We start from the raw sequence: 14,557 nt of genomic DNA, 5'->3' as shown, positions 1-14,557 counted from the left end.
GGCGACATCGTGCAGCGCGAGACGAGGCGCGGGACGCGAGAGGGACGAGATGGAAGCCTCCGTGATGGTAGGGAAGCGATCAAGCCCAGGTGAGGGCATCGCGCGCCCCCACCGGGAGGTAGTCCTCCTGACCGTCATCGGCGATGTACGCCTTGCCGTCGCGGACGACGACCTTGGCCCCCACGAAGTGGGCGAAGGGGAAGTCGGGGTTGACGGCGAGACGGACCGGCAAATTGGGGTCGAGTTCCTGGAACTGGCGGAGCAGGCGGCCGACGGTCAGGTACTGGGGCAAGGGAGTCTCCGTGAACGGTGGACATTGAGAGGGCTGGTCGGCCTGACAACGGGGAGTCGTCGAGCCGTCGGTGGATGTATGAGCGGAGCCTGATTGGCAGTCAGCACGAGGAGTTGGTGACCAAGGCGGCGAGGAATCCGGCAACGGCCTCGGAGGGGGTGTGGAGACCGAACTCCTGGACCCATGCGTCGCCATCTGCGGGCTGCACCCGGACGTGCCAGACGATGTTGCGCTGCCAGGCCGACGGGGCCTCGGGGAGCCAGTCGACGTAGACACAACCGTCGGGGCTGGTCGCGTGGACGTTGGCCTCGGGGGTGTCGACGATCGCCCACCCGAGTGCGTCCAGGAGATCGAGCACCGCGCCCGCACCGTGGTCGGCGGAGAGCCAGTTGAGAGCATCCGCTGCGGGGCGGATAACGGCCGGAAGGAGGGTGGAAGAGGGGCTCACGGTTAGATGGATCCCTTCGTTGAGCTGCGGTTTTCCCGACACCCGTACGTTGGCATGCGGCATGCCGAAGTGCGTAGTCGTTTCCCCGGGGATGCCGTCTGCCGTGGGCGAACTGGAGACCACCAGCGAGCGGTCGCCGGGACGGGAATGGATCTGCGACCGCGGTTGTCGTACCTGGGTTGCGGTGAGGGACCGCACGTCGGTGAAGGGGAGCAGGGGATGGCCGAGGCGAGCAGACACTGGGACGGCGCCGGACTGGAACGCAAGATCCGCGCCGCCGGACGGCCCTGGACCGTGGGCGACATCGCGATGGTCGCCGACGGCCAGTGGGGAGTCGGCGCACAGCCCGACCGGTGGCCGGACGAGGAGACGGTGGAGCGCCGGGTCGCCGAAGGCCGGCGCGTGGAGCTGACGGTGGAGGAGCTGGTCCGCGCGGTGGGCCCCCGGGCCGAAGAGGGCCACCGCGACGAGAATCGGAGCTAAGCCTTCAACGTCGGGGCCCCGTTGTGGGCGCTGACGGCCCTACGACCGCCGCCGGAGAGGACGGTTCGGGCGCGGCCCCCGGGGCGTGCCGCGTCTTCCCGGAGCGGGCGACAGCGGCCTGAGCCAGCCGAACCGCCGGTGCCTCAACCTCGGGTGCGGCGGCCTCCCGAGCCTCCACCACGCGCCGGATCGCCTGGAGGTACGCACGGCTCTCGGCGTGGGCGACGCGGAGGCTGACTGCCGTTTCGGTGATCCGGTCCAGTTCGTAGAAGTCCGGCACGTACCCACGCCGGGACAGGGCGTGCAGACGGTCCTGGTGGACGGTTCATTCTCACCCATCGCGTATGCCGTGGATTTGACAGCGCGGCCCGCAGTGGGAGGGTTGGTAGGGCACGGCTCGGCGGCCTCACCAGCGAGGAGCACCTTCGGTGAGCGAGAGCCCGCCCCAGCTGCGATCGTGGGGCGTCCTGGGCCGTGCGTTGTCACCAGGCTGGCGCCGCGGGCGGGCCGGGGGTCAGCAAGAGCCACACCTCATCCGCCGCCAGGCATCGGCGCGGCCGTACAGGAGACCCGTTTCGACGCCAACCGGTCACGGCAGTGCCCGGCCGCTCCCGGGCGACCGAGCACCCGAAAGGAGCCCCCTCATGGCTAACATCAACGTCGCGCTGCACGTACAGGTCGAGGCCCAGCCCGGCAAGGAGGAAGAGGTCGCCGCCTTTCTCCGCGACGGTCTTGCCATCGTGCTGGAGGAGCCCGACACCGTCGCCTGGTTCGCCGTACGCCTGAGCCCGTCCACCTTCGCCATCTTCGACGCCTTCCCTCACGACGACGCACGCCAGGCCCACCTCGCCGGCCGTCTGGGCAGCGCCTTGACGGAACGAGCCGGTGAGCTGTTCGCCCAACCGCCGTCCGTCGAGCAACTCGACGTCCTCGCCCACAAACTCCCCTGAAGACCAAACTGCCTGGTCCACGCGCCGGCGAGCGCGTCGGACTGGTCCCGGTCGGCGCCCGAATTGCCGCACCGGTGATCGATTGGGCCGTCATGGGGTGGGCCTGCCGTGCGCATCGGAGCACGCGAGGTTCGGCTCGGTAGGCGGAGCGCGGGGTCGGAATACACCAGGCGACAACCGCGTACCCACAGCAGAAGGGACCTTGCCATGACCATCAAGATGGAGTCCGTGTCCCTGGAGGACGCCCGGCAAGTCCTCGCTGCGGGGGAGGCCAAGGCCGACGAGATCGGCTCGCCGAGCAACATCGCCGTCGTCGACGTCGGTGGCAACCTCGTCGCGCACATCCGGATGGACGAGGCGTGGATCGGGAGCGTCGACATCTCCATCAGTAAGGCATTCACGTCCCGGGCCTTCGACATCAGTACCGCCGACCTGGCCGCCAACGCGGGTCCCGGTGAGCAGTTCTTCGGGATCAACGCATCCAACAACGGACGCGTCATGATCTTCGCGGGAGGTGTCCCGCTGCGGCACGGCGGCCGGATCGTCGGCGCCGTGGGCGTCAGCGGCGGCAGCGGTGAGCAGGACCAGACCGTGGCCGAGGCTGCGGCGACGGCCTTCTGACGACTGGCCGACCACCGCGAGGACGGTTGGACCAAGGTCCTCCTCCACCTCGACGGCAGCGCGGACCCGAACCGGTCCCCCGCCGACAACCGGAAGGAACCACGCACCATGACCAACGAACTGCACGGCTGGAAGGTCGCCATCCTGGCCACGGACGGCGTTGAGCGCGTCGAGCTCGAACAGCCTCTCGGCGCACTGCTGGGCGCTGGAGCGCAGGCCGAACTCCTCTCCCTCCACACCGGCGAGATCAACGCGCGCCAGATGGACATCGACCCGGCCGGAACCTTCACCGTGGACAAGACGGTCGCTGACGCCCGCGTGAGCGACTACGAGGCGCTCCTGCTGCCCGGCGGCACCATGAACCCCGACCAGCTGCGCACCGACCCCGACGCCGTCGCCTTCGTGAGGGCGTTCGTAGAGAGCGGGAAGCCCGTTGCCACCATCTGCCACGGACCTTGGATACTGGCGGAGGCTGGCGTGCTACGCGGGCGCCGCCTCACCTCATGGCCCAGCATTCGTACTGACCTGCGCAACGCCGGCGCCGAGGTCGTCGACGAGGAGGTCGTGATCGACGACCAGCTGATCTCCAGCCGCAGCCCGCAGGACCTCCCCGCCTTCTGCAAGGCGATCATCGAACGCTTCGCCGCCGCAGTGCAACCCGCCTGACCCGGAGAAGTCGCAAGCCACCGAATGACATCCGGCACCCCCACGGCCGAGTCGCCGTGGATCAGCAGAGGAGATCGTCATGGCAAGCAGCAACCGTGCTGTCACCTTTCAGAACCCGAAAGACATGCGTGTTGAGTCCCTGGACTTCCCGAAGCTTCAGATGCCGAACGGGAAGAAGGCCCCGCACGGAGTCATCCTCAGGATCGTCGCCACCAACATCTGCGGTAGCGACCTGCACATCTACCGCGGATCCTTCCCGGTGCCCCAGGGCATGGTGGTGGGGCACGAGATGACCGGGGAGGTCATCGAGGTCGGCCCCGACGTCGAGTTCCTCAGTGAGGGCGACCTCGTCTCCGTCCCGTTCAACGTCGCCTGCGGCCGATGCCGCAACTGCAGGGCGCGCCGGACCGACGTCTGCGAGACCACAAACCCCAAGGTGTCCTGCGGCGCGTACGGCTTCAACCTGGGCGACTGGACCGGCGGCCAGGCCGAGTACCTGTTCGTCCCCTACGCCGACTTCCAGCTCCTGCGCTTCCCGGACAGGGACCAGGCCATGGCGAAGATCCGTGACCTGGCGCTGCTCTCGGACATCCTGCCCACCGCGTTCCACGGTCTCATGGAGGCCGGTGCCAAGCCGGGCTCGACCGTGTACATCGCCGGCGCCGGCCCGGTCGGCCGTTGCGCCGCAGCAGCGGCGCGCCTCCTCGGGGCGTCCTGCATCATCGTCGGCGACTACCACAAGGACCGCCTGGAACTGGTGAAGAAGAACGGCTGCGAGACGATCGACCTGAGCCAGGACACAGCGCTCACCGACCAGATCGAGGCCATCCTGGGCGAACCCATGGTCGACTGCGCAGTCGACTACGTCGGCACCGAGGCACACGGCATCGGCAGCGAGGCCAAGGACATGGACCCGGCCCACGCCATCAACCAGGTGATCGACGCCACCCGCGCGGGCGGAGCCACCGGAGTCATCGGCGTCTACGGCGCCGACCCGCTCGCGAAGTCGAAGGCCGAGCAAGAGGGAACGTACCCGATCGACTTCGGCAAGGCATGGACCAAGTCGCCGCGGATCGCCGGCGGGCAGGCACCGATCATGCACTACAACCGCGAGCTGATGATGGCGATCCTGTGGGACCGCATGCCCTACCTGAGCGCCATGCTCAACACGAAGGTGATCAGCCTCGACGACGCCCCCGACGCCTACGCGACCTTCGACGCGGGAGCGTCCGAGAAGTTCATCATCGACCCCCACGGCCTCATTCCCGCCTGAGGCCCGCGATCCGAGAAACAATGCCTACCTCGCCGCCCCTCACGTTGCCGCACCGAGCAGGCGTGAGAATGGGCAGTCCGTCGCTTCGTCTCGGGCGACGGCCTGCTCACTACGCCGTCGCTCGTGAGTTCGCAGGGGCGGATGAGGGGGTGTCCCAGCGTTCACCGGCCCAGAAGTGCGGCTTGTACGAGGTGAGCGTGTTGCGGAACTCGTAGCGCGCGTACCAGGGGCTGCCGTGGGCCTCAGGCCAGGACCATCCCTCCGGCCGTCGGGCCTCCCGGACGTCGCCACTGCGGAACGCAGCGGTCTCCACCAGGTCTGCCCGCATTCTCGGCCGACGCTGCTTCTATGTACGCGCAGTCGACGATCAGGAGTTCCAAACACAGGCCCACGCGGTGAGCGTAGACCAGCCCTTCGCAGAGCCGGGACTGTGCGTGTACGAGATCAACAGGGGTTCAAAGATGGGCTCTCAGCGTCCGCGCCGGGGCGTCGGCGAGTTGGCCGGCAGCCGGGCAGGGGTCGCGGGCGCGGGGTGTCCCGTCCATTTCTGCGCCGCCCCCGTGGAGCGACTCTGCGCGGCCATCACCCGGAGGTCGGCTGCTGTGCGTGGTGCCCGCGCGGCACGGTGTACGGCCTGGGTGACCGCGGTGCGGCGTACGTCCAGCGGAGTCGGAGCGCGCGAAACCTGAGCCTCGGCGATCGGCGTGGCCGAAGCGACAGGGGTCATCGTGACAAGGTGTTGCATCCGCCGGTCGACCTGGTGGCGTTCACGGACCACCGGGGTCGACTTCGCCATCACAGCGGCGGTTGCGGCGATCAAATGCGATGGGGTGCGGGCCGTGAACGTCGCTTCGGCACGAGTGCCCCAGCCCGGCGGGCCAGCCCACAGCTCAACGGTCGTGCGGTCGGAGCCGTATCCGCGCCGATCGATAAGGATGCCCGCTTGGTCGTCAGGAGCGATGATCTCGACGGTGCCGAGTTCAGCAGCTCCGTCAAGGTTCCAGCCGGCATCGGTCAGCGGCCGGACGGTGTCCCTCCAGGGGACGGTTGGCCCTGCCAAGAAGCGGCCGAGGGTGTCGGAGGCGATGGCTTCGTCGTAGTCCTGGACCAGTGCGGCGGTGAGGCCGGCGACCATCTCGGCCGGGGTGACGTGGTTGAACGTCGCCGTCCAGCGAGACGCCGAGAAGGCGTCCTCGGCTGCGCTGATCTTCCACAGTTCGAAGTCGTCGCCGAGCCAGCCGATCCGAATCCGTTGGTCGGGAGAGGTCACGAGGAGCTGGCAGGGGCCCTCATCGAGGTACTGATGGGGCCAGTGGGCGACGGGCGCGAAGCCAGCCTCGCCGGTCCCGTTGGAACCAGCCAGATACATGGGGCTGACCAGTACCTCTTGGTACCGGGTCGGGTCATCAGGGGCGTACATGGTCGAGTCTCCGGAAGCGAAGGAGGCGAACGGATCTGCGTGAGCAACGGCGGGAGCCGCCGGAGCGCACGCGGATGCCGTGGCGGCGGCAGGTGGCCTCTAGTTCTCACTCCCATCACCGGCCCCGGCCCGGTGCCGACCGAGCGGTCACGGCCGCCGGCACCCGCGGTTGCGGCTGTGGCGCGTGGCTGAACATGACGTTGGACGTGGCGGTGCTACGCCGTAGGGCCGCCACGGTCCGGGCGCTGTCGGCTCCCGCCCCCAGCGGAATGCCGACGTGGGTGCGCGTTGCTGCCGCTGCCGGACGCGGTGCCGCTGTTCCACTTCGCAGCGCGAAGGGCTGGCTCCAGTGCTCGACACTCGCGTAGACGGCCCCCAACGCCTGGCCGGCATCGGTGAGCACGTACGGGTCTCCGTGCCGGGAGCCCGTCCGCGTGACCAGGCCATCGGCCTGAAGCCGGACAAGTCGCTGCCGTGCGAGGCCGTAGTCCAGACCGGCCGCCTCAGCGATGTGGACGAACCGCATCTGGCCGTCAGCCGAGTCGAGGGCCTGAATCACGGCAGTCGAGTGCCGAAGATGCAGGCGGCGCAGCGCGTCCTCGACACGCTCGGCTTCGGCCATCGGTTCTTGTGTCAGGTGGGTGCGGGACCAGTCCGAGACCGTGCGGAGGACGGGGGCCAGAGACGTGCCGAGCGCGCTGAGTTGGTACGGCGCGCCCCGCCGGTCGTAGCCGCGGACCACCAGTCCGTCGGCGTGCATCGTGGCCAGCCGTTTGCCGACGAACTGCTCACTGACGAAGGGGAGCTGCGCAGCAACGTCGCGGACGCGCACGGGGCCCCTCACCTGGGCCAGGGTCATCGCGGTCCAGGTGGTCCACTTGGGCCCGATCCGGGCGAGAGCCTCCTCGACGCGCTGGGCGTCGATGGAAGCGATGGAGAAGGTGGGAGGCAGGCCGGGGGTAGCCATGGTGGGGTCCTTGTCGGGATGAGGTCAGCGTGAGCGGGGGGTCGCGAGGGAGGTCCTGGCGATGGGCACGGCGGCCGGGTCGGAGGCGTGCCTGACGTGGTCTGCGTGGTGGTGCGGCCGAGGGCGGCGGACACCCGGGAGGTCGTCGCGCGACCATCACGCAGGGCGGCTTCCCCCTGCGAAGTGAGCGAGAGGAGCTGGCCGGGCCGGTACACGTTCTCGGTGGTGTCCTGATGCAGTAGCCCGTCGGCGACCAGCCGCTGCACGGTCTGCGGGAAGACCGCCGGCTCCTGCCACTGGGCCTTCTCCCGCGAGATGTACGGGTCCTCGCCGATCGCGTTGCGGCGAAAGCGAACACCTCCGGCCGCAACCGCTTCGAGGGCTACCAGCCCGTCCGCTCCCCGGCGACGGCCCAGTCGTCGTCCCGGTGGGGCCTCGTCTTCTGGCCCTGCCCGTGGCTCTTGTTGCTCGCGTGTTGAGCAGGCTCGGACGAGGGAAGAAGCCGGCGGTAGGCGGACAGGGACTCGACGAGCTGGCTGTATGCCCGGTCCTGCTGGGCCAGGCCGTCTCCGAGGTCCGGGAGAGCTGTGCGCAGCAGCGCGTACGAGACCTGGGCTCGGCCGACTTCACCCCGACCAGTGCCTTCGAGCAGCCGCTGAGCGCGCTGGACCGCATCGCGCACGCTCTCGTGTCGCTCGTCCAACGCCGCTGCGGCTTCGATGACGCGTGTAGCGGCCTGGTGCAGCGGCTCCTCCGGACCATGTGCGAGGGCGTGCACGCTGACATCCCCGACACCGAGCACTTCGACGACGAGGTAAGGCCCAGGGTGTGTGTCTGCGTCGTACGGGTTCACTCCGTCGTCTCCATCCGGGCGAGCAGGGAGCGGACCAGAGCGGGCAGGCTCCCGGGATCGTTACCGAGCCGAGGGCGGTCGCTAGCTTCGCGGAGGAGATCGGCGTCATCGAGCAGACCACTGGAGATCTCCATGCAGGCGTCGGTGATCCGGGCCGCGGCGAGCAGCGACTGGGACAGAGCCTCGACGTAGTAGTCCGGCGCGAGGCCGGCGGCCTCGGCTGCGCTGCGGACCGCCTCCAACTCAAGCGCGCTGAAGCCGAAGTCGAACTCGTCGTCCCGCTCCGTACCACCGGGCGCGGCGACGATCGGGGCGCATGGCTCCGTGGGTATGCCCACGCGGGTACAGATCTCATCGACCGAGGAGGTCAGCTCGGCGAACGACTCGGTGAGCCACCCCAGCGCGGAGGCGTAGGAGGCCAGAGCGAACAGGCCCGCCGAACCAGCGGGGCGTGGCTCGGTTGCCACGAAGCCCTCGAACCGGTCGTTCAGCTCGGTGATCACGCGGGGCCCAGCGGCCAGCGGACCCAAGACGGGATGCAGGTAGGAGCGGGCGGCAGCCGTCGGGTACTCGGCGGCAGGGATGCCGCCGACGTTCTGAGCGGCCTCGGTGAGGAGATCCGCCAGCTCTGAACGGGTGAGCGCAGTACGGTCGTTGGTCATCGCTGGGCGACCTTTCGAGAAGCAGTGGCCGAGGGTGGCGCTGGTGACGGGGCAGTCGCGCGGCCCGTTGTCGGCCGTTCGGTGGTGAGCGTCGAGCGAGACCGGGCGGCCTGCACGCGGGCCTCCGTGGCGGAGTCCTGGCCGACCTCTCGCTGGGGGCTGTTCCGCAGGTGGGCCGCGCGGTAGACCGCGTAGTCCTTCCGGCTGCCAGCGGCTACGAGGTAGATCTCGCGCTTGTGGGTCGAGGTCGGCGGGGCCTGGCGGAATTGGATGACCAGCCGGTAAGAGACCTCCGGGTCGACGTACACCTTGTGGAAGCCGGCGAGACGGCCCTTCAACGGCAAGCAGTCATCGCTTCCGTGGACCAGGTTCTGCAGCTCCAGCAAGGCCAAATCGCGTATTCCAGAGGGGAGTTTCCGCAGGTCGGCGATGGCGTCAGGGTGCGCGGCGAAGGCGAAGCGGGCGCGGCTCACAGCAGCCTCCCCTGGACCGCGCGCTGAACCGGTACCGCCGCTGTCGCGCGGGGCGCGTCGAGACCGGTCTGCGGTGTCAGAGAGGTACCGGCGGACCGGGAGAGGGCGATGCGGGCGATGCGGGCCCGGACGACAGCACCGTTGTGGTCGCTGTACTCCGGAGCGGGCAGCGGTTCGCTGCGCTCGTCCAGCCAGGTCTGGGCGACGCCGACGTCGGGGAAGGCGCCCTCGCGCATCGTGTACGTGCCGGCATCGTGGTTCCACTCCTCGAAGAAGAGGCGAACCGGTGCCTGGGTGGCCTGGGAGTCGTTGACGAGTGTCCACGCCTCGCTGGGATTGTCGTCGGAGGTGTAGGTGTCGAGGACCTCGTAACGGGTGCCCGACTTCTGGATCTGCTGTTCCACCTGGACGGTGAGGTCGTCGGCGGGCTCGATGTAGTCGCCACCGCGCAGGGCGATCCGGTCGAGCGGGCAGCCGCGTTCTGCCAGCCAGTTCTGGGCGAAGGACGCCGTGGCGTGGTGACTCGTCTCGAAGGTGAACGTGGACTGCCGCAGATCCCGAGCGACCGCGATCGCAACGAGCTGTGGCTCGCCGGGTATCCCCCAGGTGACCGATCGGTCGTGGGCGAGGACGAAGCTGTGCGAACCGTTGGGCTTGGTGTGGTGCTGGGACAGCACCGTCAAGTCGCCAAACCAGAGGGCCTCCATCGCCTCCTCGGAGTCGTCGTCGACCGGCGCGAGATCGTCGAGGTCGAAGTCGAGGGTGTTGTTCACGCCGCCACCCCCGCCTGCTCGGGCGCCGGGGTGGCCAGCGCCCGGTGGTTGGGGCGAGTTGCGCTGGTCGTGCAGGCCGCGAAGGGTCCGTCGGGTGCACGCAGGTGCGCCAGGGTCTGGTCCAGGTGGTCGCGGTGCCAGGTCGAGGGGCCGGACAGGCCGGCCTCCGTGTCGGTGAACTGCTGCCAGGCGAGCCAGAGTGCGTGGAGCCGGGCGACGGCCTCGGGGTGTTCGTGCCAGTGCGCGCACCAGGGACGGCTCGTGCTGATCTCCCGGCCGTACACCGGCAGGAAGAGGTAGTTCACCCAGTCGCTGAGGGCAGCGAGTTCGACGGCATATTCCTTGCCGCCCAGGGCGAGGATGAACACCGAAGCGGGGCCGTCGGGCGTCTTCCCGTCAGCCGCCTCGGCTTCCGGAGCGCCGTCCGGCGGCTGGATGGCGCCGGATTCGGGCTCGGAGCCGAGGCGGTCGAGGATGACGCCGTGCTGCCTGACCTCGGCCATGGTCTTGGCGAGGGTGCTGGCGAGGTCGTCGAGGTCTGCGTCGGGGACGCGGTACGGCTCGGGGCCGGGGGAGGTCGGGCTGGTGTCGGCCATGGGGGTGTGCTCCATCTGTGAGACGGCGACATGCCCGAGAGGATCCGGAGAATCAGCGGTTTGGTCCGGCCGGAAGAACGCGGTAGTGGAGCGCTATCGGTCGGCGCAGCGGGGACAGCGGGGGAAGGGTGGTGCCAGCAACTGCAAGGCATGCGAAGCCTGTTGTGGGACGACGCCGTTGCCGAGCGCGGTGAGCTGCGCTGGACGGCCGAGCCCCGGAGTCGCGGTGACCCAGCCGGCGTCGAGGCCCTGCATCCACTCCACGAAGTCCGCGCGGAGCCGACCGGCCGTGTCCGTGGGGGCCGGGGCCGGGCGGGTGAGGCTCTCCCATCGGGTGATGGCGGATCCGTACGCTCCCCATCGCCGGTCCGCGCCCCCGCCTCCGGCGTCTCCTCCGCCCAGAGGGGCAGGACCACCGCCGACAGGGGAGGTCGCCATCCCTTCCCGGGGCGGCGGGCCGGGGTGCCCGTGTCGCTGGCCCTCGGCGTCGGCAACAGAGACGCAGCCGCACTGGGCAGGGTCATGTCGCCATTGCCGTGCCGCTGGTTCGGCGAACCCTTGATTCCGTCCGATGCCTTCGGGGTCGGCAGCAGCAGCCACTCGACCTCGTCGGCCAGGTTCGGACCGTGCCCCCCGCTCTTCCGCTTCGATGGATGCTGGCTGCCGCCGTTCTTCCCGATGTTGCTGGTCGGCGTCTTCAGCAGGGTGCCCGGCGGGCCATGCGGCGAGGAAGGTCCGCTCGCGGCGGTGTGGGGCCCCGACGTCGGAGGCACGAAGCACGAGCCACTTCGCGTCGTACCCGAGGTCGGCCAGGGATCCGAGTACGGCACCGAGTGCCCGCAGAGCAGGCTGACCTGCGGTGTCTCCCAGACACCACGGGCAGGATTCCACGTCGCCAGGGGAACCGGCGGGGGAGGTGAGGAGGCCGCGCACATTCTCGATCACAACCAGGCAGGGTCGGAGGGCTGCGACCGCACGGGCGACGTGCAGCCAGAGCCCGGAGCGGGTCTGGGCGTTGAGTCCGGCCCGGCGGCCGGCGACCGAGACGTCTTTGACAGGGGAAGCCGGCCGTCAGGACGCACACCCGGGGGACGGTGCGCCAGTCGACGGCGGTGATATCGCCCAGGTTCGGGACGCCAGGCCAGTGGCGGGCCAGGATGCGTGAGGCGTTCGGGTCTACCTCGGCGTGCCAGGCGAGCGTGCCGCCGAGCGCGGACTGCACGCCCAGGTCGAGGCCGCCGTACCCCGAGCAGAGAGACCCGATCAACGGGGCGGCGAGGCTCGGGGCCGTGGGACGTAGGTCCAGCGCGGGCGCGGAGATGGGATAGATCAAGACGAGTTCCAGGGGCAGAAGAGGCTGGTGGGGAGGGGGTCTCAAGGGTGGCCGCGCGAGGGTGGTCGGGCCGTCGACAGCGTGGGGAGATGGCTGGCCGGGGCTGAAGGTGCAGCGCCTGGGCGGGGCGTGCTGCGGGCGCGGGCGGCCTTCACTCGGTCGGGCGGCGGCTCGGCCGCCGACGGAGCGGATGCCGTGGTCTTCGGAGCCGGACTGCTGTTCGCGGTGGCCCAACGGGCACGTACCTCGTCGAGCGGACCGAGTTCGTGCAGGGCGTGGTTGATCAGTCGGCCGGGCCCCAGAAACTCGTCCTGGGCCAGGGTCCGGATGGCTCGCGCGGAGGCGGCGGCGGTGCGGGTGACGGAGGAGCGCATCACCCGCTGTCCGAACCAGTCGGCGCTGCCGGGGACCATGCCTTCGCAGACGGCGGTCAGCTGCTCGCTCGACACTGTGCCGTCGGCCAGCAGACCGCGTCGCTGGGCCTCCCAGAGCAGGGTGATCCGGTCGATGGGTTCGCCCCGGTGGTGCAGCGCGCCCAGGCACCGGTAGAGCTGCCCGTGGGTCGGGTCGGCGAAGTCCCCCGGCCGCAGCCAGGCCACCACCTCGCCCATGGCCCCCGGCTGTTCGGCGAGGACGGCCAGGAGGAACCGCTCGTCCTCGGCGACCTGGCCGTTCTGCGCCGGAGGCGGGATGTCCGTGGCGGCAGAGGGCCCGGCGGTGGGTGGGACCGGTCGAGGGTCGGTTCCCCAGCGTCGTGCAAGGTCGGTGAGTACGCTGGTCAGGACGTCCGCCGTGCGCAAGGCTCCCTCGACCTCGCCCTGGACGGCGTCGGCCCGAGCCGCCTGGTGGAGACGGATCGCGTGCTGGGCGACGGTGCGGTGAATCGCCCCCTCCAGCACCATGCGTCCGTACACCGGGGCGTGCTCTGTTCGGGGACACGCCTGGATCAGGGTGTGGGCGTACGCCGCGGTCAGCCCGCGCACGTGCTGTCCGGCCTCCTCGACCGCGTCGGTCACCCACGACAGTGGCAACGGACCATCGGCCGAGAGCGCGGGATGCCCGTCGTTGCGCAGCTTGCGGAGGGCGGCGAACAGCGCCTGGTGGACGGGCCGATAGAAGTGGTCCGCAGCGAGCCACTCCAGGTGCGCGAGCTGCTCGGGGTCGAGGAGTGCGGCACCGAGGACCGCCTGCTCGGCACTCATCAGCGGGTTCACCGCCGGCCTCCGGGATCAGCGCAGGGCGCCTCGTCCTGCCGGATGAGGAGGTTGGCGACTGCCTGGTCGGCAGCGGCCACCGACAGCGCGAAGTCGTCCAGGACGGCGGTGAAGGCGGGATCGGAGGCGGGAACCGAGCCTGCCTCGCCGTCAAGCCACCACCGGCCACCGCGCAGGACGACCGGAGCGTGGGCCAACCGCCCCTGCTGTGGTGTGGGCGCGCTCATGCCGGCTGTCCGAGATCGTCCTGGCCGATGCTCTTCGCGAGAGCACGCTCGGTGATGGCCTTCGTGGCGCGAGCGGAAGCCGGGCCGACCACCTTGGCGGAGGGCTCCTTGTACCAGGGCTTGAGGTTGAGCATGGCGACCCGGATGCCGGTGGCCAGCAGCAGAACCTTGCCCTTGGGCAGGGCGCGGATGGCGTCCGGCGGAAGGATCCGTTCCGTGCGCATGCTCACCGAGGTGGACTTGCCGCCCTCGCTGGTCGACACCGAGGTGGTCTGGACGTCGTGATCGCCGACCTGACGGCTGAGCCGGTCGGCGAAGTCCGCGTCGTCGATGCCAGATCCGATGATCTTGATGGTGGCGGCGGAGTACAGGGCGTCCATACCGGCCTCGCCCCAGCACCGCTGGCCCTGACGGTAGGACTGCAGGATCGTCATCGGGATGACGCCTCGGCTGCCCAGGTGGCTGTAGAGATCAGGGAGGTCCGAGATGCGGCAGACGTTCGCTGCCTCGTCGAGGACGCACAGGGCGGGCGGGTCGAGTCGCCCGCCGGAGCGCTCGGCCACGATCACGGCCGCGCGCATCACGGCGTCGGCCGCTGCAGCGATGATCGCGGACGCGCTGCCGCCGCCGTCCTTGCTCAGCAGGTACAAGGTGTCGCGGGACGTGGCGAAGGCGAACGGCTGGAACTCGGGAAGGTCATCGTTGGGGGTGACCCAGGCGGCGACGTCCGTGTCGAGCAGGCAGCTCGCGTACTGCCTCGCGGTCTCATAGATGCCGTCGCGCGTTTCGGTCGCGCCGGAGACGGTGCCCTGGAGCTGGGCGGCGACCGCATGGTGGCCGGCGTCGGTGAGCAGGTCCACCGGGGTGCGGTCGGCCGGCATCGCGAGCCAGGCCAGGACGTCGGTGATCGGCCGCCGGTGGGACGCGGCGGCGAGGAAGAGGGCACCGAGGGTGTTGCTCGCGGCGGTGGACCAGAAGTCGGAGCCGCTGGACTCGTCCACGCTCGCGGTCACGAAGTGCCCCGCCAACCTCTTGGCCCCGGCGAGATCGCGGGCGTCAGCGAGGATGTCCCACCACATCTCGCGCGGGTGGTGGGCGATCTGCTGCGGATCGAGGGTCCAGATCGTGCCGACCTCGGCACGGGCGTCCACCGTGGTGGTGAAGGCGTCGTTCGCGGCTTTGTTACTGGTGAGCAGGACCGGGCCCGGTGCCGAGAGGATCGCGGGGATCGCCAGCCCAGACGTCTTGCCGGAACGCGGGGCCATGATCGCGACGATCACGTCCTCCCAGGACGCGCGGACCTCCG

General features: G+C 69.9%; 18 protein-coding genes and 2 pseudogenes. 5 read left to right on the top strand and 15 right to left on the bottom strand.

What is annotated here, in order from left to right; translation table 11 throughout:
* Positions 1–79: 79 nt before the first annotated feature.
* Both CR470_RS02965 and CR470_RS02960 read right to left on the bottom strand, forming a co-directional pair.
* On the bottom strand, positions 80–292 hold the full coding sequence (locus CR470_RS02965) for a hypothetical protein (protein ID WP_097866016.1): 213 nt from the start codon (positions 290–292) through the stop codon (positions 80–82).
* 100 nt (positions 293–392) lie between these two features.
* Positions 393–740, bottom strand: coding sequence for a DUF317 domain-containing protein (locus CR470_RS02960; protein ID WP_097866015.1), 348 nt, complete (start codon positions 738–740; stop codon positions 393–395).
* A gap of 219 nt (positions 741–959) precedes the next feature.
* Here CR470_RS02960 and CR470_RS02955 point away from each other — a divergent pair, with 219 nt between their 5' ends.
* From CR470_RS02955 to CR470_RS02930, 5 genes are all read left to right on the top strand, one after another.
* On the top strand, positions 960–1,223 hold the full coding sequence (locus CR470_RS02955; RefSeq protein WP_097866014.1) for a hypothetical protein: 264 nt from the start codon (positions 960–962) through the stop codon (positions 1,221–1,223).
* 644 nt (positions 1,224–1,867) lie between these two features.
* On the top strand, positions 1,868–2,173 hold the full coding sequence (locus tag CR470_RS02945) for a putative quinol monooxygenase (RefSeq protein ID WP_097866013.1): 306 nt from the start codon (positions 1,868–1,870) through the stop codon (positions 2,171–2,173).
* Positions 2,174–2,380: 207 nt separating this feature from the next.
* Positions 2,381–2,794, top strand: a complete 414-nt coding sequence (locus CR470_RS02940) for a GlcG/HbpS family heme-binding protein (RefSeq protein ID WP_097866012.1) — start codon at positions 2,381–2,383, stop codon at positions 2,792–2,794.
* A gap of 108 nt (positions 2,795–2,902) precedes the next feature.
* Positions 2,903–3,460, top strand: coding sequence for a type 1 glutamine amidotransferase domain-containing protein (locus CR470_RS02935; protein WP_097866011.1), 558 nt, complete (start codon positions 2,903–2,905; stop codon positions 3,458–3,460).
* A gap of 79 nt (positions 3,461–3,539) precedes the next feature.
* Positions 3,540–4,733 (top strand): alcohol dehydrogenase catalytic domain-containing protein, encoded by a 1,194-nt coding sequence (locus tag CR470_RS02930; protein WP_097866010.1) that lies wholly within the window; start codon positions 3,540–3,542, stop codon positions 4,731–4,733.
* A 109-nt stretch (positions 4,734–4,842) separates the two neighbouring features.
* Here CR470_RS02930 and CR470_RS39035 read toward each other — a convergent pair whose 3' ends face one another.
* The 13 genes and pseudogenes from CR470_RS39035 to CR470_RS02875 form a co-directional block, all read right to left on the bottom strand.
* The gene (locus CR470_RS39035) at positions 4,843–5,061 is read right to left on the bottom strand and encodes a hypothetical protein (protein WP_143663758.1); all 219 of its coding nucleotides are present in this window, start codon (positions 5,059–5,061) and stop codon (positions 4,843–4,845) included.
* A gap of 141 nt (positions 5,062–5,202) precedes the next feature.
* Positions 5,203–6,153, bottom strand: a complete 951-nt coding sequence (locus CR470_RS02925) for a DUF317 domain-containing protein (protein ID WP_097866009.1) — start codon at positions 6,151–6,153, stop codon at positions 5,203–5,205.
* 115 nt (positions 6,154–6,268) lie between these two features.
* The gene (locus CR470_RS02920) at positions 6,269–7,120 is read right to left on the bottom strand and encodes a winged helix-turn-helix transcriptional regulator (RefSeq protein ID WP_097866008.1); all 852 of its coding nucleotides are present in this window, start codon (positions 7,118–7,120) and stop codon (positions 6,269–6,271) included.
* Positions 7,121–7,502: 382 nt separating this feature from the next.
* Positions 7,503–7,898, bottom strand: a complete 396-nt coding sequence (locus CR470_RS40265) for a hypothetical protein (protein WP_257138376.1) — start codon at positions 7,896–7,898, stop codon at positions 7,503–7,505.
* Between the two features lie 71 nt (positions 7,899–7,969).
* Positions 7,970–8,635 (bottom strand): hypothetical protein, encoded by a 666-nt coding sequence (locus CR470_RS02910; protein ID WP_097866007.1) that lies wholly within the window; start codon positions 8,633–8,635, stop codon positions 7,970–7,972.
* The gene (locus CR470_RS02905) at positions 8,632–9,108 is read right to left on the bottom strand and encodes a type II toxin-antitoxin system RelE family toxin (protein WP_097866006.1); all 477 of its coding nucleotides are present in this window, start codon (positions 9,106–9,108) and stop codon (positions 8,632–8,634) included. Before CR470_RS02905 ends, CR470_RS02910 begins: the two co-directional genes overlap by 4 nt.
* Positions 9,105–9,881 carry a glycosyl hydrolase gene (locus tag CR470_RS02900; RefSeq protein ID WP_097866005.1) on the bottom strand — a complete coding sequence of 259 codons (777 nt, stop codon included), beginning with the start codon at positions 9,879–9,881 and terminating at the stop codon, positions 9,105–9,107. Before CR470_RS02900 ends, CR470_RS02905 begins: the two co-directional genes overlap by 4 nt.
* Entirely contained in the window at positions 9,878–10,477 is a 600-nt protein-coding gene (locus tag CR470_RS02895) for a DUF4913 domain-containing protein (protein ID WP_097866004.1), read from the bottom strand. The genes CR470_RS02900 and CR470_RS02895 overlap by 4 nt, the downstream gene beginning before the upstream one ends.
* A gap of 93 nt (positions 10,478–10,570) precedes the next feature.
* Positions 10,571–11,476, bottom strand: a pseudogene (locus CR470_RS02890) (DNA cytosine methyltransferase); the annotation flags it as partial.
* A 121-nt stretch (positions 11,477–11,597) separates the two neighbouring features.
* Positions 11,598–11,699, bottom strand: a pseudogene (locus tag CR470_RS40260) (DNA cytosine methyltransferase); the annotation flags it as partial.
* A gap of 152 nt (positions 11,700–11,851) precedes the next feature.
* Entirely contained in the window at positions 11,852–13,024 is a 1,173-nt protein-coding gene (locus tag CR470_RS02885; protein ID WP_179892110.1) for a DnaB-like helicase N-terminal domain-containing protein, read from the bottom strand.
* Entirely contained in the window at positions 13,021–13,251 is a 231-nt protein-coding gene (locus CR470_RS02880) for a hypothetical protein (RefSeq protein ID WP_097866003.1), read from the bottom strand. The genes CR470_RS02885 and CR470_RS02880 overlap by 4 nt, the downstream gene beginning before the upstream one ends.
* Positions 13,248–14,516: a type IV secretory system conjugative DNA transfer family protein gene (locus CR470_RS02875; protein ID WP_257138375.1), complete on the bottom strand. Its 1,269-nt coding sequence runs from the start codon at positions 14,514–14,516 to the stop codon at positions 13,248–13,250. The genes CR470_RS02880 and CR470_RS02875 overlap by 4 nt, the downstream gene beginning before the upstream one ends.
* Between the last annotated feature and the right edge of the window lie 41 nt (positions 14,517–14,557).

Source organism: Streptomyces sp. rh34 (assembly GCF_002551245.1).
In the GTDB taxonomy this organism is placed as follows: domain Bacteria; phylum Actinomycetota; class Actinomycetes; order Streptomycetales; family Streptomycetaceae; genus Streptomyces.
Note: the sequence above shows the minus strand (reverse complement) of the source record. Positions and strands in the feature narration are given on the sequence as shown.